Origin of the sequence: Klebsiella sp. CN_Kp066 (assembly GCF_040065135.1) — a bacterium.
GTDB classification, from domain to species: Bacteria; Pseudomonadota; Gammaproteobacteria; order Enterobacterales; family Enterobacteriaceae; genus Klebsiella; species Klebsiella oxytoca.
Map to the genome: position 1 here is coordinate 199,656 of NZ_JBEAIU010000055.1, position 23,192 is coordinate 222,847.

The following is a 23,192-nucleotide window of genomic DNA, read 5'->3' on the forward strand; positions in this document are numbered from 1 at the left end:
TAACTGGCCCTTTGCCTAGCGTTTCGCTTTCAGGCTGCCGCTCAGCGCAATACCCAGCGGTAGCCAAAACAGCGGCCAGGTTTCGCGAGGATTGCTGATGATAAACATGCCCTGCGAAGCCATAAAAATCAGCGCATAGATAAAAATCGCCAGTCCGTAGCGGCCATCCTGCTGTTTGCGCCATGCCTGCCATAGCCCTCCGGCAATCACCGCCAACAGCAGCGCCAGACCAATGATGCCGCCTTTCAGCAGGGCGCCAAGATAGACGCTGTGGGTGGTGGTGATATGTTCGCCGCTGTAGTTGGTAAAGTTCAGCTCGTAGTCAAAACCTCGCCCCAGCCACGGCTGGCTGGCCACTTCCTCGATCGTATGATGCCAGATGCTGATGCGCAAACCGCTTTGCGTCCCCAGCTCCTCAAAGCGCGCCAGCAGCAGGTCTCCAGTGGGGGTGAAGAAGAAAAGCAGTCCCAGAATCATCGCTAACGCGGCGACAATCAAGATATTACGGCGGGTAAAGACGTGCAGATGCAGGGTGCAAACAAACGCCACCAGTAGGGCGATAATCGGGCCGCGGCTTTGGGTCAGAAATAGCATCACCAGCATGATAGCCATCGGCACATACAGAAGGTGGCTGCCTTTTTCTTTCAGCAGCATGGCGCAAATAAGAACCCCAATACCGCAATAACCCGCCAGGTCGATAACGTTGGTCGGGCCGGGATTATCCGGCGACACCAGGCGCTCCTTGAGGACCAGGGTGAAGTCGATAACCATCGTCCAGATAGACAGCACCGCGATCCCGGCCACGATGCTCAGCAGCGTCAGATGCCGGGTGCGAGGATGGCCAAGTAGCGTTGTCAGCAGCAGAAGATAGAAAATGGTATAGGTGCCGTGGGTCAGAGGGGAATCGATATGCTGCGGCGTCTGGCCCCAAATATTGCTCAGCGCATAGTACACGCAGAATACGACCAGCAGACCATAGACCGGCCACTGCTGGCGCAGGCTCTCCGCTAATGCCCGGCGGTTGTCTGTGTTCAGCTGTGAAAGCAAAAACAGCAAAATGGATAAATGAAGAAGGTTATTTGCGCGAGTTGATACGCAAAAAATAGCGCTAAAAAACAGAAACAAAGGAAAGAAAATGGTGTAACCCTGTCTGGCGTAACTACTGATTTTTAAAGTACTCATCAAATGAAACCTTTTCGAAAATCGTTTCCGGAACCGCGCTTTCTAAGGAGAAGTTAACGACCCGAATATGGTTTTGTTGCAGCACGTTGGCAGCGTGCGAAAAGGACGGCATGACCAGGTCATCCACCTTATTTGCCAGCCAGGAGGGGAGTTTATCCTGTTCCGTTTCGTAGAATCGCGGCTGGTTGAAATTGCTCATATCCAGCCCGCTTATCAGAATGGTTTTAAATCCCAGCCACATCAGAATTTGCAGAGCCCAGTAGACCACGGTACCGGCATCAAAAATGCCATGGCGGATGTCGGTGCTAAAGCAAATATCCTGCCTTTGCGGATGAAAGCGTAGCGCGGTGACGCCGCGCCAGACCTGCTGTATCGCGCTTCTCGGGACTTTAGGCTGGTAAATTTTATAACAGGCGTCTTCAATTAATGCCAAACGACAGCGAAGCGCTGAGCCGTGGCGGTCGAGGATTTTGGCAATGCCATGCATGGTGGTGAAGAGTACGATGTCCGGTTGGCTAATCACCGCACGAATAATGTCCGGTTTTTTATCGTAAAACTCCATGTCCACAATAGTATAGAGCGAAAATTTAATTTTATCAGAGAGATGCCACGCGCCATTCACCCCCATCACCGGGATGCTTTTCGGCAGCCGCGTAAAATCGATACTGCGCGTAGAGGGACCGGTTGCCGTCAGCAGCACTTCGCCCTGAGCGCTATCTTTTAGTTCGCTGAGGTTGACCAACGGGACCGCTTTCCCTTTGTATTTCAGGGTGCGGATTTCACCGCTTGCCGCGCGGGTGATATGGGTAAACGGCCAAAGATTTTCGTTATGGCGAAAGGCTCGTCGATGCGTGTAGCGATAGATCTGCTTAAATAATGAACCCATTAAGCCAGTTCCTGAGATTTCAACAGTTGCAGAATCCGGGAGGCGGCAATATCCCCCGTGCTGTTGCCGCTTTCCGGGCGCACGACATACTGGTTTTTACCGTAACCGCCAATCAGCCCCGGATCGGTCGGGCCGTACAGCGTGAAGTTCGGTTTATCGAGCGCGGCGGTGAGATGGCTCAGTCCGGTATCGACGGAAACCACTCCGCGCGCGCCTGCCAGCACCTGGGCCACCTGCTCCAGGCTCATACGCGGCAGGACGTCGACAAAATCGTGCCCATCCGCCAGGCGTCTGGCCCGCGCTTCTTCATGGGGGGCGCCCCACGGCAGTTTGATACGCACGCCGCTGTCGGCAAGCAGAGCGATCAGCGCTCGCCAGTTCTCTTCCGGCCAGTGTTTATCATCCCGCGTTGTGGCGTGGAGAAATACCAGATAGGGCACAGCGGAGGCGTCGGCCTGGCGCAAAAAATGGCGAGCGATAGCGTAGTCGCCCTGGGTTTCCGGCTTCGCGTAGCCAAGGCTTTTAGCGAACAGCTCGCGGGTGCGCTCAACGGCGTGCTGCTGTTTGGCGATATGGTGGCGACGGTTATAGAACAGGCTCGCCAGCGGTTCGCGAGCGGTCTGCCAGTCCATACCGTGCTTAACGCCGCGGGCCAGTCGGGTGACCAGCGCGGCGCTCTTCACCAGCCCCTGGGCATCAATGATGGCGTGGTACTTTTCCGCCTGTACGGCGTCGCGAAATGCCTTGCGCTCGGCTTTAACGGGCGCGGAAAACCACGCCTTGCGCCAGCGACGAATCGCCACCGGAATGACCCTGTCGACGGTCTCATGCCAGGAGGGGATCTGTGCGAAGCCCTCTTCAACCACCCAATCGAAACGAATGCCGGGAAAGGCCAGCGCGGCGTCGCTCAGCGCGGGCAGCGTATGCAGCACGTCGCCCATGGACGAGGTTTTTACGATCAATACCCGCATCCGTCAGGCTTCCTCTTGTTCCGTTTTTTCCAGCAGCAGGTCGTTTAATTCTTCCAGTACGCGCTGCGGCGTAATGTCGATCAAACTCTGATGATAGCCTTCGGCGGCGTCGCCTTTACGCACTTTGTGGTAGCCGCTGATCAGGCGGATAACGCGCGCTTTGTGCGACAGCGGAGGGGTGAAGTCCGGGCTACTTGGCCCATAGAGCGCCACCAGCGGACGATCCAGCGCCGCGGCAACGTGCATCAGGCCGGAATCGTTGCTAACCACCGCTTTACAGGCGGCGATCAGAACGACGGCCTGCTCAAGCTGAGTTTCCCCGGCCAGGTTGCGGCACCATGCCTGCTGCTCGGTCGTGAGCGCGGCAAGGATTTCATTACCCGCTTCATGATCTTTTGCGGAACCAAACAGCACGATTTGAAAGCCTTCATCGATCAGCTGTTTCGCCAGCTCGGCGTAGTGATAGTGTGGCCAGCGTTTTGCCGGGCCGAACTCTGCGCCTGGGCAGAAGCCGATTATCGGGCGCTCGGCTGAAATATTAAATGCGCTACAGGCCTGCGATTTTTCGCCTTCATGCACCTGCAGCTGCGGCCAGAGCAGCGGCTGCGGCAGATCTTTCGCGCAGCGCATCACGCCTTTATCGTATGCGAGACCGACGTAGCGTTCGACCATCAGCGGCCAGGCCGCTTTATCCAGCTTACGGGCATCGTTCAGCAGGCCGTAGCGCATCTCGCCGAGCCAGCCGGTGCGATGCGGGATACCGGCGAAAAACGGCACCAGCGCCGATTTAAACGAGTTCGGCAGCACGTAAGCGCGATCGTAGCGACGCTCGCGCAGGCTGTGCCCAAGCTTGCGCCGTTCGCCGAATTCCAGCGCGCCGTGGCCGAGCGGCATCGGGATCGCTTCGTTGACTTCCGGCATGCGCGATAGCAGCGGACGGCACCATGCGGGCGCCATCACGTCGATTATCGCCTGGGGATAGCGCGCCCTGAGCGTACGATAGAGACTTTGCGACATCATCATGTCGCCCACCCATGACGGGCCCACCACCAGTATCTTCATTCATTTCATCCTTCAAGCTGTCTCTGCGTTGGCTGCCTTCGTTCACTTCAGTCACATCGTTATCCTATGTTCCTGAAGATTCGCTCAGTTGCTGCCTTAATACCGCCCGAATGATTTTATGAATTTGCATGATTGTCGCGATTGAGCCAGGCCATATATTCCGTTACGCCTTCGGCGACGGTCTTGAACGGTTTATCATAGCCCGCTGCGCGCAGGTTAGTGAGATCCGCCTGGGTAAACGCCTGATAGCGGCCTTTCAGCTTATCCGGGAACGGAATGTATTCGATGCTGCCTTTCTTATGATAAGCCAGCGTTGCGTCTGCAACGGCCTGGAAAGACTCCGCGCGGCCGGTGCCAAGGTTAAAGATGCCGGAAACGCCATTTTCCCAGAACCACAGGTTTACCGCCGCGACGTCGCCGACGTAGACGAAGTCGCGCTTGAAGCCATCGCTGCCTTCGAACAGTTTCGGACTTTCGCCATTATTCAGCTGAGTGTTCAGGTGGAACGCGACGCTGGCCATGCTGCCTTTATGACCTTCGCGCGGCCCGTAGACGTTGAAATAGCGGAAGCCGACGATCTGCGAATTTGCTTCCGGCAGGATCTGACGGACGTATTCATCAAACAGAAACTTGGAGTAGCCGTAAACGTTGAGCGGCTGTTCGTATTCGCGGGATTCAATAAAGTCGCTGGTGCGGCCGCCGTAGGTCGCGGCGGAAGAGGCGTACAGGAACGGGATTTCACGCTCCAGGCAGTAGTGCAGTACCTCTTTGGAATACTGATAGTTGTTATCCATCATGTACTTGCCGTCCCACTCTGTAGTGGACGAGCAGGCGCCTTCATGGAAAATGGCGTCGATATCGCCGAACTCCTCGCCCGCCATAATTTGGATCAGGAAGTCTTCTTTATCCATGTAATCGGCAATGTTCAAATCCACCAGGTTGATGAATTTAGTGCCGTCTTTCAGATTATCTACGACCAGAATGTCGGTAATGCCTTTGTCATTCAGCGCCTTAACGATATTGCTGCCGATAAAGCCTGCGCCGCCGGTAACGATGATCATAACTGTAACCTTTGAAGTGGGTAGTCCAGAGACAATCCGGACATGAATACTCCTATCATATCACCACATCGGAAAGGCTTCAGCCATTCGCCGATAAGGTGAAGAGGGTCTCGTGATTTATGCTGCAAATAATTCATGCAGTAATGCATCATCTCGTATCAGCGTATAGCTTTAGGTAATATGTGCCAAATTTTGCCGAATCTGGAGAGTTGCAATGCGTGGTGATTTCTACAAACAGTTAACCAATGACCTCGATACCGCGCGCGCGGAAGGGTTGTTTAAAGAAGAGCGTATTATTACTTCGGCGCAGCAGGCGGATATCACCGTCGGCGGTAGCCAGGTCATTAACTTCTGCGCCAATAACTATCTGGGTCTCGCGAACCACCCGGATCTCATTGCCGCCGCGAAAAGCGGTATGGATAGCCACGGTTTTGGCATGGCCTCCGTGCGCTTTATCTGCGGCACTCAGGATAGCCACAAAGCGCTTGAGAAGAAGCTGGCGGATTTTTTAGGCATGGAAGATGCGATTCTGTACTCCTCCTGCTTCGACGCCAACGGCGGACTGTTTGAAACTCTGCTCGGCGCAGAGGATGCGATTATCTCCGATGCCCTGAACCACGCGTCGATCATCGACGGCGTGCGCCTGTGTAAAGCGAAGCGCTTCCGCTATGCCAACAACGACATGCAGGAGCTGGAAGCCCGTCTGAAAGAGGCGCGTGAAGCCGGCGCGCGTCATGTGCTGATCGCCACCGACGGCGTGTTTTCGATGGACGGCGTGATAGCCAACCTGAAAGGCGTTTGCGACCTCGCGGATAAATACGATGCGCTGGTGATGGTCGATGATTCTCATGCTGTGGGTTTCGTAGGGGAAAACGGCCGCGGTTCCCATGAGTACTGCGACGTGATGGGCCGCGTTGACATTATCACCGGTACGCTGGGTAAAGCGCTGGGCGGCGCGTCCGGCGGCTATACTGCCGCGCGCAAAGAAGTCGTCGAGTGGCTGCGCCAGCGCTCGCGTCCGTATTTGTTCTCCAACTCGCTGGCTCCGGCGATTGTCGCCGCTTCGATCAAAGTGCTGGAGATGGTGGAAGCCGGCAGCGAACTGCGCGACCGCCTGTGGTCGAACGCGCGCCTGTTCCGCGAAAAAATGACTGCGGCAGGGTTTACCCTCGCGGGCGCCGACCACGCCATTATCCCGGTAATGCTCGGTGAAGCCACCGTGGCGCAGCAGTTCGCGCGCGAGCTGCAAAAAGAAGGTATCTACGTCACCGGATTCTTCTATCCGGTGGTTCCAAAAGGCCAGGCGCGTATACGTACCCAGATGTCTGCGGCGCATACCCCTGAACAAATTGAACGTGCGGTGGAAGCCTTTACCCGCATCGGTAAACAACTGGGCGTCATTGCCTGAGGGTGTGAGATGAAAGCGTTATCCAAACTGAAGGCGGAAGAAGGCATCTGGATGACCGACGTACCGGAACCGGAAGTCGGCCACAACGATCTGCTGATTAAAATTCGCAAGACCGCGATTTGCGGTACCGACGTACATATCTATAACTGGGACGAATGGTCGCAAAAGACCATTCCGGTACCGATGGTTGTGGGCCATGAATACGTTGGCGAAGTGGTGGGTATCGGTCAGGAAGTTCGCGGCTTTAAGCTGGGCGACCGCGTTTCCGGCGAGGGGCATATCACCTGCGGCCACTGCCGTAACTGCCGCGCCGGCCGTACGCATCTGTGCCGCAATACGACGGGCGTCGGCGTGAACCGTCCGGGCTGTTTTGCCGAATATCTGGTGATCCCGGCGTTTAACGCTTTTAAAATTCCGGACAATATCTCCGACGATCTGGCATCGATTTTTGACCCGTTTGGCAACGCTGTACATACCGCGCTTTCATTCGACCTCGTGGGTGAAGACGTACTGGTTTCCGGCGCAGGCCCCATCGGCGTGATGGCGGCCGCGGTGGCGAAACACGTTGGTGCGCGCAACGTCGTGATTACCGACGTTAACGAATATCGCCTGGAACTGGCGCGCAAAATGGGCGTCACCCGGGCGGTGAATGTGGCGAAAGAGAACCTTAGCGATGTGATGGCCGAGCTGGGCATGACGGAAGGCTTCGATGTGGGCCTCGAGATGTCCGGTGCGCCGCCGGCGTTCCGCACCATGCTCGATACCATGAACCATGGCGGGCGCATCGCCATGCTGGGTATTCCGCCGTCGGATATGTCCATCGATTGGACCAAGGTGATCTTCAAGGGGCTGTTTATCAAAGGGATTTATGGTCGCGAAATGTTCGAAACCTGGTACAAGATGGCCGCGCTCATCCAGTCCGGCCTCGATCTGTCGCCGATCATCACCCACCGCTTTGGCATTGATGATTTCCAGCAGGGCTTTGACGCGATGCGCTCCGGCCAGTCTGGCAAAGTTATTCTCAGCTGGGATTAACCTGCTCCGAATTTGAGCTTAAAAAAGCGCCTGCGGGCGCTTTATTTAGAGAGCTGACTTCCACTTTTCTGATTTTTAATCCACTCCGCACTTTTTCTAAATCGCTTTCTCACCTATTCGTTTATACAGTCAGTTTAATCGCAGTTTAACCACACAAATACTATGCTTAAACTCTCTGTATGCTTATTGACCTGTAATTCATCCCGCTTATTACGGGAGGTTTTACCACCTTTGCTTAAGGTGGCCGATGAATTTATCGTCATCGACTCAGGCAGCACGGATGCCACGCTGCAGATTTGCCAACAGTTCGGGCTCACCGTTCACCATCATCCCTATACTTCTCACGGCGCGCAGATGAACTACGCGACCTCTCTGGCCTGCCACGATTGGGTGCTGTGTATGGATAGCGATGAGATTCTTGACGACGAAGTGGTGGCGGCTATTCTGGCGCTGAAGGCGGGGGACGATCCTGACCCGGCCCGCGCCTGGCGACTGCCGCGTTACTGGTTCGTACTGGGCGAGGAGGTTCGCACCATTTATCCGGTATCATCGCCGGATTTCCCGGTTCGCTTGTTTAATCGCTCCGTCGCCAGGTTCAACGATCGGCCGGTAGACGATCAGGTCGTGGGCTTTCAGCACTCCAGCAAGCTACCGGGCTTCGTGCGACACGACACCTTTTACTCCCTGCATGAGGTGTTTAATAAGCTCAATAGCTACACTACGCGGCTGGTTAAATACCAGAAGATCAGGCCATCTCTCGCACGCGGAGCGATCAGCGCGATTGGCGCTTTCTTTAAATGGTATCTGTTCAGCGGGGCCTGGCGAAAGGGTAAGGTGGGCGTGGTCACCGGGCTCTATGCGACCTTTTATAGCTTTCTGAAATACTTTAAAGCCTGGTATGCCCATCAGGATAAGCCGGAATCCGCGGCGGATAAACGCCGGGACTCCAGGACGGTTTAGTTGGTGGGGGTATCCCAGCCCTGCCACTTCAGCTGGTAATACTGCACCAGCGTACTCTTGCTGATGCTTTCGCTCAGAATGGTAAAGAAGCGACTGGCGTTGATCGGCTCCGGAGGGCGCTTAGATTTGCACTGCTTCACGCCACGGAACGGGTTGCGCGGCGGCTGTTTCGGCGGCGGGGCAGCGTTCGGCGTTGAGGTGTCCACCTGCGGCTCGTTGAGCAGGCTGCTCGGGCGAACCAGGGTGATATCCGGCGGCAGGTTATACACCATCTGCTGCAGCACGCGCACCGTCGTCGGGTGCGGGTGGCCGATAGCAATTGCGGAACCGTTGCGTCGCGCCAAAGCGATGGCGCGGTTGAACTGATAGCGAATATCCGCTTCGTTTTGGGTATCGTCGAGGAAAACCTTACGCTTAATCACCTTAACGCCGGTGCCCTGCGCCGCCCGCATGGCCTGGGTATTGCCGATGGTGACGCTATCCAGGAAGTAGAGATTGTAGCGCTCAAGCGCCTGCATCACTTTCTGCATACCGAAGAGATTCGACGTCATGGCGCTGCCCATATGGTTATTCAGCCCCACGGCGTACGGAACCTTGCCGTAGGCTTCGCGGATAATGCGTTCTATCTCGCTGCTGTTCATCTCCGGGCGGAGGGTATCTTTTTCCAGCGGCTGTTTGCTGATCGGCGCCATCGGCAGGTGAATTAGCACCTCGTGGCCGAGATTATGCGCTTTCGTCGCCATTTCGCGGGCGTGGGGCGCATTAGGAAGTACGGCAACGGAGATCGTCGCTGGCAGCGCCAGCACCTGATTTTCCGTTTGTGGACGATAGCCAAAGTCGTCGATAACAATAGAGAGTTTGCCGGCAAAAACCGGCGACGCCATAACCAGCGTACTGGTTACCGCGAGTGCAATTCTGCGAAATTGAAGCAAAACTTATCTTCCCAACCACGGCTGTGGATTGACCGCCTGACCCTGGCGGCGAATTTCGAAATAGAGCGACGGGCGGCCCTGACCGCCGCTGCTGCCTACGAGAGCGATCGGCTGGCCCGCCCGGACCTGAGTGCCGACGCTGACCAGCGCGCTTTGGTTATAGCCGTAAAGACTCATGTCGCCTTTGCCGTGTTCAACGACCACCACCAGGCCATAGCCCTGCAGCCAGTCGGCAAGAATAACCCGACCATCGGCAACGGCTTTGACCTCGGTGCCTTCAGACGCAGCGATAACCATCCCCTTCCAACGTAGTTCACCTTGCAGCTGTTCGCCATAGCGATGGAGAATTGAGCCGCGAACCGGCCAGAATGCCTGGCCTCGCGGTGAACCAAGCCCGCCGGTGCGGGACATCAGCGAGCGTTCGCTTTCGGTAGGTTTGTAGGTGGTGCCTTTACGTGAGGCTTCCTGCTGGCGATTGCGTACGTCCTGCGCTTCGCGGGCTTCGCGATCCGCTCGCGCTTTGGCCGCCGCCGCCGCCTGGGCGATACGACCGCGCAGGCGTGATTCGTTAGCCCGCATTTCGCTGAGCTGCTGCTGGCCTTGCTGAATAGAGGATTCAAGGCTGGCGAGGGTTTTTTTACGCTCGTTGCGCGCCTGCTCCAGCTTACTCTGCTGGGCGCGCTGCTCGTACACCAGGGTTTGCTGCTGGCTCTGTTTCTCTTCCAGCATGGATTTTTGCACCGCCACGTCTTCGCGAGTTTGCTTGAGCTGGGCGATGGTTTCCTGACGCGCCTGGTTCAGATAGCCAAAGTAGGCCTGCAGACGCTGATTACGCTGCCCCTCTTCGCCGCTGAGGATCATCTGGATGCCGGTGTGCGGCCCCTGACGAAACGCGGCATCGAGCTGGGCGGAAAGGTTGCGCTCCTGCGAGGCGCGCTGACGCTCCAGCTTCGCGAGCGCGGCGTTCATTTCGTCGATCTGCTTATTTAGCTGGTTCAGCGTTTCCTGGGTTTCGCGCAGCTTGCGCGCGGCGGCGGAGATGGCCTCCTCCTGCGCTTTAAGCTGGGCAACCAGGGAAGCACGCTGCTGCTGCTGCTGTTTAATCGCCCGCTGTTTAGCGGCGATGTCGGCCTGAATGGATTTAAGCTGGTCGCGATCGTCGGCGTGAGCAGATGCGGCGCACAGCAATACGCCAGCGCTAAGCGCGCTGGCGTAAAGGACGGATCGAACTGCCGTTGCGATCCATGTAGTTGAATAAGTCGCCTTTCCCCTCATGGGGAAGGATTATTCCACGATGAACAGCGGCTTGCCAGTCATCTCTTGCGGGATTTCCATTCCCATCAGCGTCAACATGGTCGGCGCGATGTCGGAAAGTTTGCCGCCGTTGACCGCTTTGACGTTTTTATCGCCAACGTAAATCAGCGGAACCGGCAGGTTGGTGTGCGCGGTGTGCGCCTGGCCAGTGGCCGGATCGCGCATCTGCTCGGCGTTGCCGTGGTCTGCGGTGATCAGCAGCTGTCCGCCTACGGATTCAACGGCTTTGCTCACCTGGTCGATGCAGTCATCCAGCGCTTCGACCGCTTTAACGGCGGCTTCCATCACCCCGGTGTGGCCAACCATATCGCCGTTCGGGTAGTTGCAGATGATGGTGTCGAACTGACCGCCCTTGATGGCGGCAACCAGTTTTTCGGTCAGCTCAGCGGAGCTCATTTCCGGCTGCAGATCGTAGGTTGCGACCTTCGGTGAATTGATCAGAATGCGCTCTTCGCCTTTGAACGGCTCTTCAACGCCGCCGTTGAAGAAGAAGGTGACGTGAGCGTATTTTTCAGTTTCGGAGATGCGCAGCTGGGTTTTGTCATTTTTCGCCATCCATTCGCCGAAGGTGTTCACCAGAGATGCCGGCGGATAAGCACAGGCGACTTTAATGTCTGCGGCGTACTCGGTCAGCATGACGAAATCGAGGTTAACCACTTTCTTACGGGCAAATCCGTCGAAATCGGCGTTAACGAAGGCGCGGGTGATTTCGCGAGCGCGGTCGGCACGGAAGTTCATGAAAATCAGCGCATCGCCGTCTTCCATGGCCGCATCGGCCTGGCCTTCAGCGCGAATAACGGTTGCTTTCACGAATTCATCGTTTTCATCGCGTGCATAAGCGGCCTGGAGGCCCGCAACGGCGGTATCGGCCTGGAACTCGCCTTTCGCCAGAGTCATCAGATCGTAAGCCTGCTCAACGCGATCCCAACGGTTGTCGCGATCCATGGCGTAGTAGCGGCCAATGATTGAGGCGACGCGGCCCTTGCCGAGTGCGGCAAATTTATCTTCGAATTTCGCCAGCGTCTTTTCAGCGCTGCGCGGCGGGGTATCGCGGCCGTCGAGGAAAGCGTGCAAATAGATTTTATCCGCGCCGCGTTCGGCTGCCAGCTCCACCATCGCCATGATGTGGTCTTCGTGGCTGTGGACGCCGCCCGGAGACATCAGGCCCATGATATGCACGGCTTTGCCAGCGGCAACGGCTTTATCCACCGCGCCGGTCAGTACCGGGTTGGCGAAGAAGGTGCGTTCTTTGATTTCAACGTCCAGGCGGGTCAGGTCCTGATACACGATGCGGCCCGCGCCGAGGTTGACGTGGCCCACTTCGGAGTTACCCATTTGACGATCCGGCAGACCGACTTCCAGGCCTGACGCATCAATCAGAGTATGCGGACGTTTTGCCCACAGTGCGTCCATAACAGGGGTTTTGGCGCTGTAAATAGCGTTATCCTGCTGGTCTTCACGGTAGCCATAGCCATCCAGAATCACCAGTACCATAGGTTTTTTAGAAACCGACATTGCGACAACCTCATGCTCAAAGACAGAAAATTTGCGTAATTTTACTACAGCTGAATCGATCAAATCACCGTAAAAGATCAAAGAAAGAGGGCGGCCAGAGCGCATCGCCGCGGCGAGAGCGGTTTTTTTTCGTGACGGGCCGCAGAAAATACATTACATCGCGCTCACTGGCTGTATTTGCCGCAATGCACAGGTATACTCCTTCCCTGGTTTTTTTCTCACTTAGTCGGGAGTTGTAACCCCCCATGCAAGAAATTATGCAATTCATCAGCCGTCACCCCGTCCTGAGCATCGCGTGGGTCGCGCTGCTGGCGGCGGTGCTGTTCACCACCTTTAAAGGGCTGATGTCGAAAGTTAAAGTCATCACCCGCGGTGAAGCGACGCGCCTGATCAACAAAGAAGATGCCGTGGTTGTCGACCTGCGTCAGCGTGACGATTTCCGCAAAGGTCATATTGCGGGTTCTATTAACCTGCTGCCGAGCGATATCAAAGCAAATAACGTCGGCGAGTTGGAAAAGCACAAAGCACAACCCATTATAGTAGTAGACGGCTCAGGTATGCAGGCGCAAGAACCCGCCAGCGCGCTGAACAAAGCCGGTTTTGAAAAGGTCTTCGTACTGAAGGAAGGCATCGCAGGCTGGAGCGGCGAGAACCTTCCGCTGGTACGCGGTAAATAATTTACCCGCGTCTTTATGGCGTAGTGCGGTTTCCCCTGTGCCGGCGATTCGCCAGCGGGGGAACATTGCCTGCGGTGTAAAACCCTCGGGGGTAAAAACAGGAGTGAAGTCATGGCCAATATTGATATCTATACCAAAGCGACATGTCCGTTTTGCGTGCGTGCGAAAGCCCTGCTGAACAGCAAGGGCGTCACGTTCAACGAGTTGCCTATCGATGGCGATGCTGCAAAGCGTGAAGAGATGATTCAGCGCAGCGGTAGGACGACGGTTCCGCAGATTTTTATTGATGCGCAGCACATTGGCGGCTGTGACGACTTGTATGCGCTTGATTCACGTGGTGGACTCGATCCCCTCTTGCGCTAATTTTTTGCGCTCATCTCCATTGGACGGGCGTACTTAAGGACAACACGAAAGGGTTTTACTATGTCAGAACAAAACAGCACCGAAATGACTTTCCAGATTCAGCGCATCTATACCAAAGATATTTCTTTTGAAGCGCCGAACGCGCCGCAAGTTTTCCAGAAAGATTGGCAGCCGGAAGTTAAACTTGATCTGGATACAGCTTCCAGCCAGCTGGCTGAAGGCGTGTATGAAGTGGTGCTGCGTGTCACCGTAACCGCCTCGCTGGGCGAAGAAACTGCATTCCTGTGTGAAGTTCAGCAGGGCGGTATTTTCTCCATCGAAGGCATCGACGGTACCCAGATGGCGCACTGCCTCGGCGCATACTGCCCGAACATTCTGTTCCCGTACGCGCGTGAGTGCATCACCAGCCTGGTTTCTCGCGGTACCTTCCCGCAACTGAACCTTGCGCCAGTGAACTTCGATGCGCTGTTTATGAACTATCTGCAGCAGCAGGCTGGCGAAGGTGCTGAACAACATCAGGATGCCTGATGAACGCGCTTAACGCTGCAATGACTGTAATCGGTGCCGGCTCTTACGGCACCGCTCTTGCCATCACCCTGGCAAGAAATGGCCACCACGTTGTGCTGTGGGGCCATGACCCGAAACATATTGCGACGCTGCAGCACGATCGCTGCAACGCCGCATTTCTTCCTGACGTTCCTTTCCCCGACACGCTGCATCTGGAAAGCGATCTGGCGACCGCGCTGGCTGCCAGCCGCGATATTCTGGTAGTCGTGCCGAGCCACGTTTTCGGCGAAGTGCTGCGGCAGATTAAACCGCTGATGCGCTCTGACGCTCGTCTGGTCTGGGCGACAAAAGGTCTGGAAGCTGAAACCGGACGCCTGCTGCAGGACGTGGCCCGTGAAGCCCTGGGCGACGATATTCCGCTGGCGGTAATTTCCGGTCCGACCTTTGCGAAAGAGCTGGCGGCAGGCCTGCCGACGGCGATATCGCTGGCGTCGACGGATCCGCAGTTTGCTGATGATTTGCAACGCTTGCTGCACTGCGGCAAGAGCTTCCGCGTCTATATCAACCCGGATTTTATCGGCGTGCAGCTCGGCGGAGCGGTGAAAAACGTTATCGCTATCGGCGCCGGCATGTCTGACGGCATCGGCTTTGGCGCCAATGCGCGTACCGCGCTGATTACCCGCGGGCTGGTCGAAATGTCTCGCCTCGGGGAGGCCCTTGGCGCCGATCCGGAAACCTTTATGGGTATGGCGGGCTTAGGCGATCTGGTGCTCACCTGCACCGATAACCAGTCGCGTAACCGCCGCTTCGGCATGATGCTCGGCCAGGGTATGGATGTGCAAAGCGCTCAGGAGAAGATTGGCCAGGTGGTTGAAGGCTATCGCAATACCAAAGAGGTTCGCGTTCTGGCGCAGCGTTTAGGCGTCGAAATGCCAATAACCGAGGAAATTTATCAGGTATTGTATTGCGGAAAAATTGCGCGCGAGGCAGCATTGACCTTATTAGGCCGTGCACGCAAGGACGAGCGCAGCAATTAACCGTAATGGAACCTGGATCACCTGAATGACCCGGCCAGCGAAGAACTGGCCGGTCATGATTATACCGTCTGGAGTCAGCAATGCCGTGTGAAGAACTGGATATCGTCTGGAATAACATTAAAGCCGAAGCCCGGGCTTTAGCTGACTGTGAGCCGATGCTCGCCAGTTTTTACCACGCCACGCTACTCAAGCACGAAAATCTCGGCAGCGCCCTGAGCTATATGCTGGCGAACAAGCTGGCTTCTCCGATTATGCCCGCCATCGCGATCCGAGAAGTAGTGGAAGAGGCCTACGCCGCTGACCCGGAAATGATCGCCTCCGCCGCCTGTGATATTCAGGCGGTGCGAACGCGCGACCCGGCGGTGGATAAATACTCGACCCCCCTGCTTTATCTGAAAGGGTTCCACGCGCTGCAGGCCTATCGTATCGGCCACTGGCTATGGAATCAGGGGCGTCGGGCGCTGGCGATCTTCCTGCAAAATCAGGTTTCCGTATCGTTCCAGGTGGATATCCACCCGGCGGCGAAGATTGGCCGCGGGATCATGCTTGACCACGCCACCGGTATTGTCGTCGGCGAAACGGCGGTGATTGAAGACGATGTATCGATTCTGCAATCCGTGACCCTCGGCGGTACCGGTAAAACCAGCGGCGATCGTCATCCGAAAATTCGTGAAGGGGTGATGATTGGCGCCGGGGCGAAGATCCTCGGCAACATCGAAGTCGGGCGCGGAGCAAAAATCGGCGCGGGTTCGGTGGTGCTGCAGCCGGTGCCGCCGCATACCACCGCCGCAGGCGTACCGGCCCGTATTGTGGGCAAGCCAGAGAGCGATAAGCCCGCAATGGATATGGATCAGCACTTTAATGGCATACACCATACCTTCGAGTACGGTGACGGTATTTGATTGATTTCCCGGAGGCGATGCTGCGCATCTATCCGGGCTACAAAGCCGAGCGCAGTCTGGTAGCCCGGACAGGCGCTACGCGCCGCCTCCGGGAGAAAGCCAGCTCAGCTGCGCAGTACCGCGCCGGGATATCCCAGCTGGCGCCAGGCTTCATAGACCACCACCGACACCGCATTTGACAGGTTCATGCTGCGGCTGTCCGGCATCATCGGAATACGGATTTTTTGTTCTGGCGGCAGGGCATCAAGAATACTGCCCGGCAGTCCGCGAGTTTCCGGGCCAAACATCAGATAATCGCCGTCCTGATAGCTCACCGCGCTGTGCGCCGGCGTGCCTTTGGTGGTCAGGGCGAACAGGCGCTGCGGCTTTGCGCTTTCAACAAACGCGGCGTAATCGCGATGGCGCTGGACGGCGGCGAACTCGTGGTAATCCAGACCGGCGCGGCGCAGGCGCTTATCATCCCAGGCAAACCCCATAGGCTCGATAATATGCAGATTGAAGCCGGTGTTAGCGCACAGGCGGATGATATTCCCGGTATTTGGCGGGATTTCTGGTTCAAATAAGACGATGTTAAGCATGCTGCCCCCTTAATTGCGGGGGGCAGAATAGCAGATATTTGGCTAACCCTCACCCCGACCCTCTCGCGGAAAGGGAGCGGGAGCAAACCGGCGCCAGCCTGTGAGCCGGATGGCCCGACGAGGACGTTAACCCGCCTGCCGGACGGTTCCTTCAGGGTTAGAGGTAACCGCCGCATTCCCCGCCTTAATAACATCAAAAGTCCGCAGCGCATCGGCGTTTTGCACCAGGGATTCACGACTGATTTCGCCGATGGTTTTCGTCCCGGTCAGCGTCATCGCCACCTTCATCTCTTTTTCGATCAGGTTCAGCAGATTGGCGACACCCTGCTTGCCGTGCGTGGCCAGCGCATACAGATAAGCGCGGCCCAGCAGCACGCTATCGGCGCCGAGGGCAATCATGCGCACGACATCGAGGCCGTTGCGGATGCCGCTATCGGCGAGAATCGTAATGTCGCCTTTAACCGCATCGGCAATCGCGGGCAAGGCGCGGGCGGAAGAGAGCACTCCATCAAGCTGGCGGCCGCCGTGGTTAGACACCACGATGCCATCAGCGCCGAAGCGCACCGCGTCGCGGGCGTCCTCCGGATCGAGGATCCCCTTGATCACCATCGGGCCATCCCAAAATTCACGGATCCACTCAAGGTCTTTCCAGGAAATCGAGGGATCGAAGTTATTCGCCAGCCAGCCGATGTAATCCTCCAGGCCGGTCGGCTTGCCGAGGTAGGCGGAGATGTTGCCTAAATCATGTGGGCGGCCGTTTAATCCGACGTCCCATGCCCACTGCGGATGGGTCACTGCCTGCCAGTAGCGGCGCATCGCCGCGTTCGGGCCGCTCATCCCGGAGTGAGCATCGCGATAGCGTGCGCCGGGGGTCGGCATATCGACGGTAAAGACCAGCGTTGAACAACCCGCCGCCTTCGCGCGCTCCAGCGCGTTGCGCATAAAGCCTCGGTCGCGCAGAACGTACAGCTGGAACCACATCGGACGTTTAATGGTCGGGGCAACTTCTTCTATCGGGCAGACGGAAACGGTAGAGAGGGTGAAGGGGATGCCTTTCTCATCCGCTGCGCCGGCGGCCTGCACTTCACCACGGCGCGCGTACATCCCGCACAGCCCGACCGGCGCCAGCGCCGTTGGCATCGCCAGCTTCTCACTGAATAAGGTGGTTTCCAGGCTCAGGTCCGACATATTGCGCAGAATGCGCTGGCGCAGGGCCACGTCGGAGAGATCCTCAACGTTGCGGCGCAGGGTGTGCTCGGCGTAAGCGCCGCCGTCGATGTAGTGGAACAGGAACGGTGGCAGGATACGCTGTGCGGCGGCGCGGTAGTCGCTGGCGGCGGAAATAATCATCACAAGTTCTCCCTGGAATTGTCGTTATGGTCACCGGGCAGGCGGGTAATTCGCGCCTGGCGGGCCTGGTCTTCATCAAAACGTTTGATGGTGGCGTGAACGAAGCCCAAATGGGCCATCATCGCCTGTCTGGCACCTTCCGGGTCACCGGCGACAATCGCCTCCATGACCGCCAGGTGCTGTTCGGTGAGGCGAGCGAATACCGGCGGGACGAGATACATCCGCTGGCGGCTCTCCTTGACTGAGGATTGTAAGAGGTCAAAAAAACCGCGCATGGTTTGCAGGAGCACCACGTTGTGCGAGGCTTCGGCGATCGCCAGGTGGAAGCGGACATCGGCCTGCGAGGCAAGGTCCGGGTCTTCACTTTGGGTGGCTTCAAAGCAGAGGCGGATTTTCTCTTTTTCGGCATCGGTTGCCCGCATTGCCGCATGCCAGGCGGTGCTGGCTTCAATAGCATGACGGGCTTCGAGGATATCAAAGCTGTAATCGGGGTCGTCGGAGAGCAGCGTCTTCAGCGGTTGAACGATGTTTTGCTCCGACCACGCTTCGTGCTGCCAGCGCACGAAGGTGCCGCCGCCGCGACGGCTGAGCAGCACCCCTTCGTTGACTAACATCGCCAGCGCTTCGCGCAGAGAATTGCGCGATACGCCGAGCTGCGTTGCCAGCTGGCGCTCGGCGGGCAATCGCATGCCCGCCTCCAGCTTTTGTTCTTCAATCAGCGCCCGCACGCGACGGGCGACGTCGTCGGCAAGGCGTTTTGGCATCACTATCACGGGATCATCCAGGTTAAGACATACGCCTGCAGCGTGGTGATGACGCCGACCATACAGGTGAAAATCAGGCTGTGTTTGACGGTAAAGCGGAACAGATCGGACTCCTTACCCACCAGGCCGACCGCCGCACAGGCGATGGCGATCGACTGCGGGGAGATCATTTTCCCGGTCACGCCGCCGGTGGTATTTGCTGCGACCAGCAGGATATCGGAGACGCCAATCTGCTGGGCCGCCGTGGCCTGCAGCGCGGCAAAAAGCGCGTTAGACGAGGTATCTGAACCGGTCAGGAATACCCCCAGCCAACCGAGGAACGGCGAGAAGAAGGTAAATGCATGGCCGGTGTGCGCCAGCGCCAGCGCCAGCGTTGAGGATAGACCGGAATAGTTGGAAATAAAGGCGAACGCCAGCACCATGCCGATGGAGTAAATCGGCAACGCCAGCTCTCTCAGCGTGCTGCCAAAGGTGGAAATCGCATCTTTTGGCTTCATGCGCAGCCAGACGATGGAAAGCAGCGCGGCGAACAGGATCGCGGTGCCGGTGGCGGAGAGCCAGTCAAATTTATAGACCGCGGCATATGGCGTGGCTTCACTAACCACCGGCGGCATGCGCGCTACCATCTTGTCGAGGAACGGCACGGAAATATTAATCACAAAATCGTACATTGCGCCGCCGGGAGCGAAGAGCGCTTTGAACGGAGGCACGCTCCACAGGGTCACGGTGGCGGTCAGAAACAGGAACGGTGTCCAGGCGCGAATCACCTGTCCCGGCGTGTAGTGCGTGCGCGCCAGGTTCATATCGACCTGCGATGCGCCCATATCGCCGAAGCGAAAGATGCGTACCGGCTGCCAGCGTTTGAGGAACAGCGTCAGACAGACCAGCGATACCAGCGAAGAGATAATGTCCGGCAGCTCCGGGCCGAGGAAGTTTGAGCTGAGGTACTGAGCGATAGCAAAGGAGCCGCCGGCGACCATGACCGCAGGCCAGGTCTCTTTAATGCCGCGCCAGCCGTCCATAATCGCCATGATCCAGAACAGCACGATGATGGTCAGGAACGGCAGCTGGCGGCCGACCATCTGGCCAATTTCAAAGCTGTCGAGTCCCGTAACCTGCCCGGCGACCAGAATCGGAATGCCCATCGCGCCAAACGCCACCGGCGCGGTATTAACGATCAGGCACAGGCCCGCCGCATACAGCGGGTTAAAGCCGAGTCCTACCAGCAGCGCTGCGGTGATAGCGACCGGCGCGCCAAAACCGGCGGCCCCTTCAAGGAAGGCGCCGAAGGAGAAACCGACGATCAGCATTTGCAGACGCTGGTCCGGAGTAATCGATAAGATTGATGAGCGGATAATGTCGAACTGCCCGGTTTTCACCGAAATTTTATAGACGAAGACCGCGGCGATAATAATCCACGCGATTGGCCACAGGCCGTAGAAGAAGCCGTAGATGACGGAGGCCAGCGCGTGGTCAACCGGCATCTTGTAGAACAGCAGGGCGACGGAGAGCGCAATGACCACGGTCCAGGTCGCGGCGACGTACCCTTTCAGCTTGAGCTTAATCAGGGCAAAAAAGAAAAACAGAATCGGTAGCGATGCGATAAGACTCGATAGCCAGATGTTGCCGGCCGGATCGTAATTTTGTTGCCAGAGGTTCATGCAGGTCTCCATCGGGCCGCCATGATGCCGTGCTGAGTCTTGTGCTCTTAGCAGGTCACATCATTTGTAAAATTGGCCCAGCCAAATTGCGATTGTAGGATTAACGACAAGGAATGGTTAATCAAATGTTATTGCTGGGCAATATGATTGTGACGGAAAATGATGGATATGTGAACCATTAGGGGGTTTAAGAAATAATTGGTAGGGCCAATTGGGGCGGTGAATAGCGTTAGAATCAGAATAGATCCCGGAGGCGATGCTGCGCATCTGTCCGGGCAACCCTCGCGCAGAGGAGAGTGAACCCGTAGCCCGGCTAAGCGTAGCGCGAGCCGGGAGATTCACGGGATGAAAATATCAGAACTCGGTTTTTGAGAAGCCGGTCATCTCTTTGAGGCCCATTTCGCGTCCCAGCGCGGTCATCGGGTGGACAACGACCAAACCGCGTACGCTTTTCTTAAGCTTGCCCATATCGGCCTGCTCTTTTTTGGTGATGGCGCGGCGATGCGGCATGCTCATCAGCTTTTGCGCTTCTTTGCTCAGCTTCTGGCCCTGAACCTCACGCAGGCGGACGAGCTCCGTCTCAATGGTGGTTTTCTCTTTTTCCAGTTCGGCGTACTTGTCAGCAGCTTCGACCAGTGACAGCTCGGCCTGCTGGTGGCGGATAGCATCAAGACGATCGCTCAGGCGCTTAATTTCGTTTTTTTCGACTTCTTTCATGGTGGTTTAATCTATTAAGAAAGGGGCATTATCAGACTATAGTATGTGCTGTCGCTTGGGTTGTGGGTAGTTATTTATCAAAACGACGCCATTTTTTTACCCTTAACAGGCGTAACGGCACAATATAACTTATTGAAAATTATTCCTGTTTCAAGGCAGAGTTGGCGAATACTCATTTCTGTGAAGCCTGTCGGCTGTTAAGCACGTTTTCCTCATCTGAAACGCTATTTTTGGCTAATCCTTAATAGGATCATTCCCCAGCAGAGGAGAGCGTGATGGCGAAAATAGGCGACGGCGTACCGCGTATTATTGATAAAGCCGTAGATTTTATGGCTTCAAGTCAGGCTTTTATGGAATATCTAAAAAAATCTCCGCGTTTGCAGCATATACCGCCGGATATTCCGGCTGATAAAGAAGCGCTGTTTCTGCGACGTCTTGAGTATTATCGTCAGCTTTATCGGCCGACGTGCGACCAGCAAGAGTCAGAATCAGAGCGTTGATTTTTGAAAGGCTTTTTTTAAGCTGATTTTAGAAATCAGCTCGGTCAGAGAAAGCATCATTGTTGAACGTACGACCTGCTGGTAGCGCAGCTTTTGCATTGCCAGCAGCTCCGCATCGCTATCATCGAATTGCGGCGTGGGCGGCAGGGCGGCGACGCAGTGCAGCTCGCCAAACGGTCCGAGGATCTCATCGTCGGTAAAACTGTACTCATTACCATCGTGATTCAACTCTTCGCGCATGGCCATCAGCAGTTCGGCATCTTCATATTCGGCGCGGCTAATCACCCCAAGGCCGTAGATCAGCTTCAGGCGTACGGAAAGGTCGCCCAGCGGCCCGTCGCCGTCCAGCAACGGCTCCACTGCGTATTTCACCGCGTAGTCGTCTTTACGGAATACCTGAAGCACCAGGATATTGACCGCTTCCGTCAGCAGTTCAACGGCGGCGATCAGGAAGCTTCGTACGGTTTTGCCAGCATTCAGACGTTCAAGCACACGGTTTTCAAATGCCTGTGTTTCTTCCATTATTGCCTGCATATCTGACATAAGTAATGGGCGCGGTTCGGACCGCGCCAGGTCTTGCCTCATTTGGTCGCGTTGTAGTCGTTAACGGCTTCCGCCACCACTTCGCTTGCCGCGTCCAGACCAGAAATCTGCGCCAGCGCGGCCTGTGGGCCTTTCTCGGCAATCAGCGCCGCCAGTTCCTGCGCCTGCGGATCGTCTTCGCTACGGAAGTGCATCGCCGCGGCGATCCCTTTCAGCAGATTCCGGTGCGGCAGGCCGTATTCCAGCGTACCAAGCAGCGGCTTAATTAAACGGTCGCCCGCGCTCAGTTTACGCAGCGGCTGGCGGCCAACGCGCTCAACGTCATCTTTCAAATACGGGTTCTCAAAGCGACCGAGAATTTTCTGGATGTAAGCAGCGTGCTTCTGCGCGTCAAAGGCATAGCGTTTAATCAGCACCGCGCCGCTCTCTTCCATGGCCCCTTTAACCACAGCGCGAATCTTCTCATCAAGAATCGCGTCACGGATGGTCTGATGACCCGCCAGTTTTCCGAGGTAGGCGGTTATAGCATGTCCGGTGTTTAAGGTGAATAGCTTACGTTCGACAAATGCCATCAGATTATCGGTTAATTCCATACCGGGGATGTTCGGCAGTTCGCCTTTGAACTGGGTCTTGTCGACAATCCACTCGCTGAAGGTTTCCACGGTGACTTCCAGCGGATCGTGAGTAGCGGAAGCCGATGGCGGAACGATGCGGTCAACGGCGGAATCAACGAAGCCGACGTTGGCTTCAACCCAGGCTTTATCTTCTTCGCCCAGGGCGTTAAAGACATGTCCCTTCAGCTGGGTGGTACCGCGGACCATGTTCTCGCAGGCGATGATGTTGAGCGGGGCAGTAACCCCCTGCGCCTTACGTTTGACCAGGCCTTTGGCAATCGCCGGGGCGATGCGTTCCAGCACGACCGGGCCGACGGCGGTGGTCACCAGATCCACGCTGGCAATCAGCTCGACAACTTCGTCGCCGATGCTGCTGACGGCGTCAACGCCGGAAACGGTATCGACCTGCTCATTCTCGCCGACCACGTGAACCTGATAGCTATGACGGGCATTCAGGGCATCAAGCACGACCTGATTTACATCCGCGAACGTCAGCTGTATCCCCGCGTCCGCCAGCAGTTTGCCGATAAAACCACGACCGATATTACCTGCGCCAAAATGTAATGCTTTCATAGTATTAACCTTCAATTAATGTTTTTACCTGAGAGGGTTCGGGTGAGGCTTTTCCCTCACCCGAACCCTCTCCCCACGAA

General features: G+C 56.6%; 24 protein-coding genes. 9 read left to right on the forward strand and 15 right to left on the reverse strand.

Annotation, left to right across the window (positions count from 1 at the left end; all coding sequences use genetic code 11):
• Window positions 1-15: 15 nt before the first annotated feature.
• The 5 genes from ABLV75_RS23015 to rfaD all read right to left on the reverse strand — a co-directional run bounded on the left by ABLV75_RS23015 (window position 16) and on the right by rfaD (window position 5,162).
• On the reverse strand, window positions 16-1,182 hold the full coding sequence (locus ABLV75_RS23015) for an O-antigen ligase family protein (protein ID WP_004106875.1): 1,167 nt from the start codon (window positions 1,180-1,182) through the stop codon (window positions 16-18).
• Window positions 1,160-2,068 carry a hypothetical protein gene (locus ABLV75_RS23020; protein ID WP_004106872.1) on the reverse strand — a complete coding sequence of 303 codons (909 nt, stop codon included), beginning with the start codon at window positions 2,066-2,068 and terminating at the stop codon, window positions 1,160-1,162. The genes ABLV75_RS23015 and ABLV75_RS23020 overlap by 23 nt, the downstream gene beginning before the upstream one ends.
• A complete protein-coding gene (gene rfaC, locus ABLV75_RS23025) occupies window positions 2,068-3,039 on the reverse strand; it encodes a lipopolysaccharide heptosyltransferase RfaC (protein ID WP_004106870.1) in 972 nt (323 codons plus the stop codon). The genes ABLV75_RS23020 and rfaC overlap by 1 nt, the downstream gene beginning before the upstream one ends.
• 3 nt (window positions 3,040-3,042) lie before the next feature.
• Complete coding sequence (gene rfaF, locus ABLV75_RS23030; protein ID WP_348855177.1) at window positions 3,043-4,101, reverse strand: ADP-heptose--LPS heptosyltransferase RfaF; 1,059 nt, start codon at window positions 4,099-4,101, stop codon at window positions 3,043-3,045.
• 116 nt (window positions 4,102-4,217) lie between these two features.
• Complete coding sequence (gene rfaD, locus ABLV75_RS23035; RefSeq protein ID WP_004106868.1) at window positions 4,218-5,162, reverse strand: ADP-glyceromanno-heptose 6-epimerase; 945 nt, start codon at window positions 5,160-5,162, stop codon at window positions 4,218-4,220.
• Window positions 5,163-5,376: 214 nt separating this feature from the next.
• Here rfaD and kbl point away from each other — a divergent pair, with 214 nt between their 5' ends.
• The 3 genes from kbl (at window position 5,377) to ABLV75_RS23050 (ending at window position 8,565) form a co-directional block, all read left to right on the forward strand.
• Entirely contained in the window at window positions 5,377-6,570 is a 1,194-nt protein-coding gene (gene kbl, locus ABLV75_RS23040; RefSeq protein ID WP_004116405.1) for a glycine C-acetyltransferase, read from the forward strand.
• Between the two features lie 9 nt (window positions 6,571-6,579).
• Window positions 6,580-7,605 (forward strand): L-threonine 3-dehydrogenase, encoded by a 1,026-nt coding sequence (tdh, locus tag ABLV75_RS23045; protein ID WP_004106864.1) that lies wholly within the window; start codon window positions 6,580-6,582, stop codon window positions 7,603-7,605.
• A gap of 162 nt (window positions 7,606-7,767) precedes the next feature.
• Entirely contained in the window at window positions 7,768-8,565 is a 798-nt protein-coding gene (locus ABLV75_RS23050) for a glycosyltransferase family 2 protein (protein ID WP_004106861.1), read from the forward strand.
• Here ABLV75_RS23050 and ABLV75_RS23055 read toward each other — a convergent pair.
• Genes ABLV75_RS23055 through gpmM form a run of 3 tightly spaced genes read right to left on the reverse strand, consistent with a single transcriptional unit; the run spans window position 8,562 to window position 12,326 of the window.
• The gene (locus tag ABLV75_RS23055) at window positions 8,562-9,497 is read right to left on the reverse strand and encodes a divergent polysaccharide deacetylase family protein (protein WP_024274810.1); all 936 of its coding nucleotides are present in this window, start codon (window positions 9,495-9,497) and stop codon (window positions 8,562-8,564) included. The genes ABLV75_RS23050 and ABLV75_RS23055 overlap by 4 nt on opposite strands.
• Window positions 9,498-9,500: 3 nt before the next feature.
• Complete coding sequence (gene envC, locus ABLV75_RS23060; protein ID WP_004106857.1) at window positions 9,501-10,772, reverse strand: murein hydrolase activator EnvC; 1,272 nt, start codon at window positions 10,770-10,772, stop codon at window positions 9,501-9,503.
• 9 nt (window positions 10,773-10,781) lie between these two features.
• Window positions 10,782-12,326 (reverse strand): 2,3-bisphosphoglycerate-independent phosphoglycerate mutase, encoded by a 1,545-nt coding sequence (gene gpmM / locus ABLV75_RS23065; protein ID WP_004106855.1) that lies wholly within the window; start codon window positions 12,324-12,326, stop codon window positions 10,782-10,784.
• A 245-nt stretch (window positions 12,327-12,571) separates the two neighbouring features.
• Between gpmM and ABLV75_RS23070 the strand changes: the two genes are divergently transcribed.
• From ABLV75_RS23070 to cysE, 5 genes are all read left to right on the forward strand, one after another.
• Window positions 12,572-13,003 carry a rhodanese-like domain-containing protein gene (locus ABLV75_RS23070; RefSeq protein ID WP_004106853.1) on the forward strand — a complete coding sequence of 144 codons (432 nt, stop codon included), beginning with the start codon at window positions 12,572-12,574 and terminating at the stop codon, window positions 13,001-13,003.
• Window positions 13,004-13,114: 111 nt separating this feature from the next.
• On the forward strand, window positions 13,115-13,366 hold the full coding sequence (gene grxC, locus ABLV75_RS23075; protein ID WP_004106850.1) for a glutaredoxin 3: 252 nt from the start codon (window positions 13,115-13,117) through the stop codon (window positions 13,364-13,366).
• Window positions 13,367-13,426: 60 nt separating this feature from the next.
• Window positions 13,427-13,894 (forward strand): protein-export chaperone SecB, encoded by a 468-nt coding sequence (gene secB / locus ABLV75_RS23080; protein WP_004106849.1) that lies wholly within the window; start codon window positions 13,427-13,429, stop codon window positions 13,892-13,894.
• Complete coding sequence (gene gpsA, locus ABLV75_RS23085) at window positions 13,894-14,910, forward strand: NAD(P)H-dependent glycerol-3-phosphate dehydrogenase (protein WP_004106848.1); 1,017 nt, start codon at window positions 13,894-13,896, stop codon at window positions 14,908-14,910. The genes secB and gpsA overlap by 1 nt, the downstream gene beginning before the upstream one ends.
• An 80-nt stretch (window positions 14,911-14,990) precedes the next feature.
• On the forward strand, window positions 14,991-15,812 hold the full coding sequence (cysE, locus tag ABLV75_RS23090) for a serine O-acetyltransferase (RefSeq protein ID WP_004106845.1): 822 nt from the start codon (window positions 14,991-14,993) through the stop codon (window positions 15,810-15,812).
• 104 nt (window positions 15,813-15,916) lie between these two features.
• On the opposite strand, the gene trmL is transcribed toward cysE, so the two are convergent.
• The 5 genes from trmL to ABLV75_RS23115 form a co-directional block, all read right to left on the reverse strand.
• Window positions 15,917-16,390: a tRNA (uridine(34)/cytosine(34)/5-carboxymethylaminomethyluridine(34)-2'-O)-methyltransferase TrmL gene (trmL, locus tag ABLV75_RS23095; RefSeq protein ID WP_004106843.1), complete on the reverse strand. Its 474-nt coding sequence runs from the start codon at window positions 16,388-16,390 to the stop codon at window positions 15,917-15,919.
• 126 nt (window positions 16,391-16,516) lie between these two features.
• Window positions 16,517-17,740 carry an FMN-dependent L-lactate dehydrogenase LldD gene (gene lldD, locus ABLV75_RS23100; RefSeq protein WP_004106840.1) on the reverse strand — a complete coding sequence of 408 codons (1,224 nt, stop codon included), beginning with the start codon at window positions 17,738-17,740 and terminating at the stop codon, window positions 16,517-16,519.
• Window positions 17,740-18,513, reverse strand: a complete 774-nt coding sequence (gene lldR, locus ABLV75_RS23105) for a transcriptional regulator LldR (RefSeq protein ID WP_004106838.1) — start codon at window positions 18,511-18,513, stop codon at window positions 17,740-17,742. Before lldR ends, lldD begins: the two co-directional genes overlap by 1 nt.
• Window positions 18,510-20,165, reverse strand: a complete 1,656-nt coding sequence (lldP, locus tag ABLV75_RS23110) for an L-lactate permease (RefSeq protein ID WP_004106831.1) — start codon at window positions 20,163-20,165, stop codon at window positions 18,510-18,512. Before lldP ends, lldR begins: the two co-directional genes overlap by 4 nt.
• 354 nt (window positions 20,166-20,519) lie before the next feature.
• Complete coding sequence (locus ABLV75_RS23115) at window positions 20,520-20,882, reverse strand: YibL family ribosome-associated protein (protein ID WP_004106830.1); 363 nt, start codon at window positions 20,880-20,882, stop codon at window positions 20,520-20,522.
• A 275-nt stretch (window positions 20,883-21,157) separates the two neighbouring features.
• On the opposite strand from ABLV75_RS23115, the gene ABLV75_RS23120 reads away from it, so the two are divergent.
• Window positions 21,158-21,382, forward strand: a complete 225-nt coding sequence (locus ABLV75_RS23120; RefSeq protein ID WP_004106828.1) for a hypothetical protein — start codon at window positions 21,158-21,160, stop codon at window positions 21,380-21,382.
• On the opposite strand, the gene mtlR is transcribed toward ABLV75_RS23120, so the two are convergent.
• On the reverse strand, window positions 21,371-21,967 hold the full coding sequence (mtlR, locus tag ABLV75_RS23125) for a mannitol operon repressor MtlR (protein ID WP_024274809.1): 597 nt from the start codon (window positions 21,965-21,967) through the stop codon (window positions 21,371-21,373). The genes ABLV75_RS23120 and mtlR overlap by 12 nt on opposite strands.
• On the reverse strand, window positions 21,964-23,112 hold the full coding sequence (gene mtlD, locus ABLV75_RS23130) for a mannitol-1-phosphate 5-dehydrogenase (protein ID WP_004106824.1): 1,149 nt from the start codon (window positions 23,110-23,112) through the stop codon (window positions 21,964-21,966). The genes mtlR and mtlD overlap by 4 nt, the downstream gene beginning before the upstream one ends.
• Window positions 23,113-23,192 lie beyond the last annotated feature (80 nt).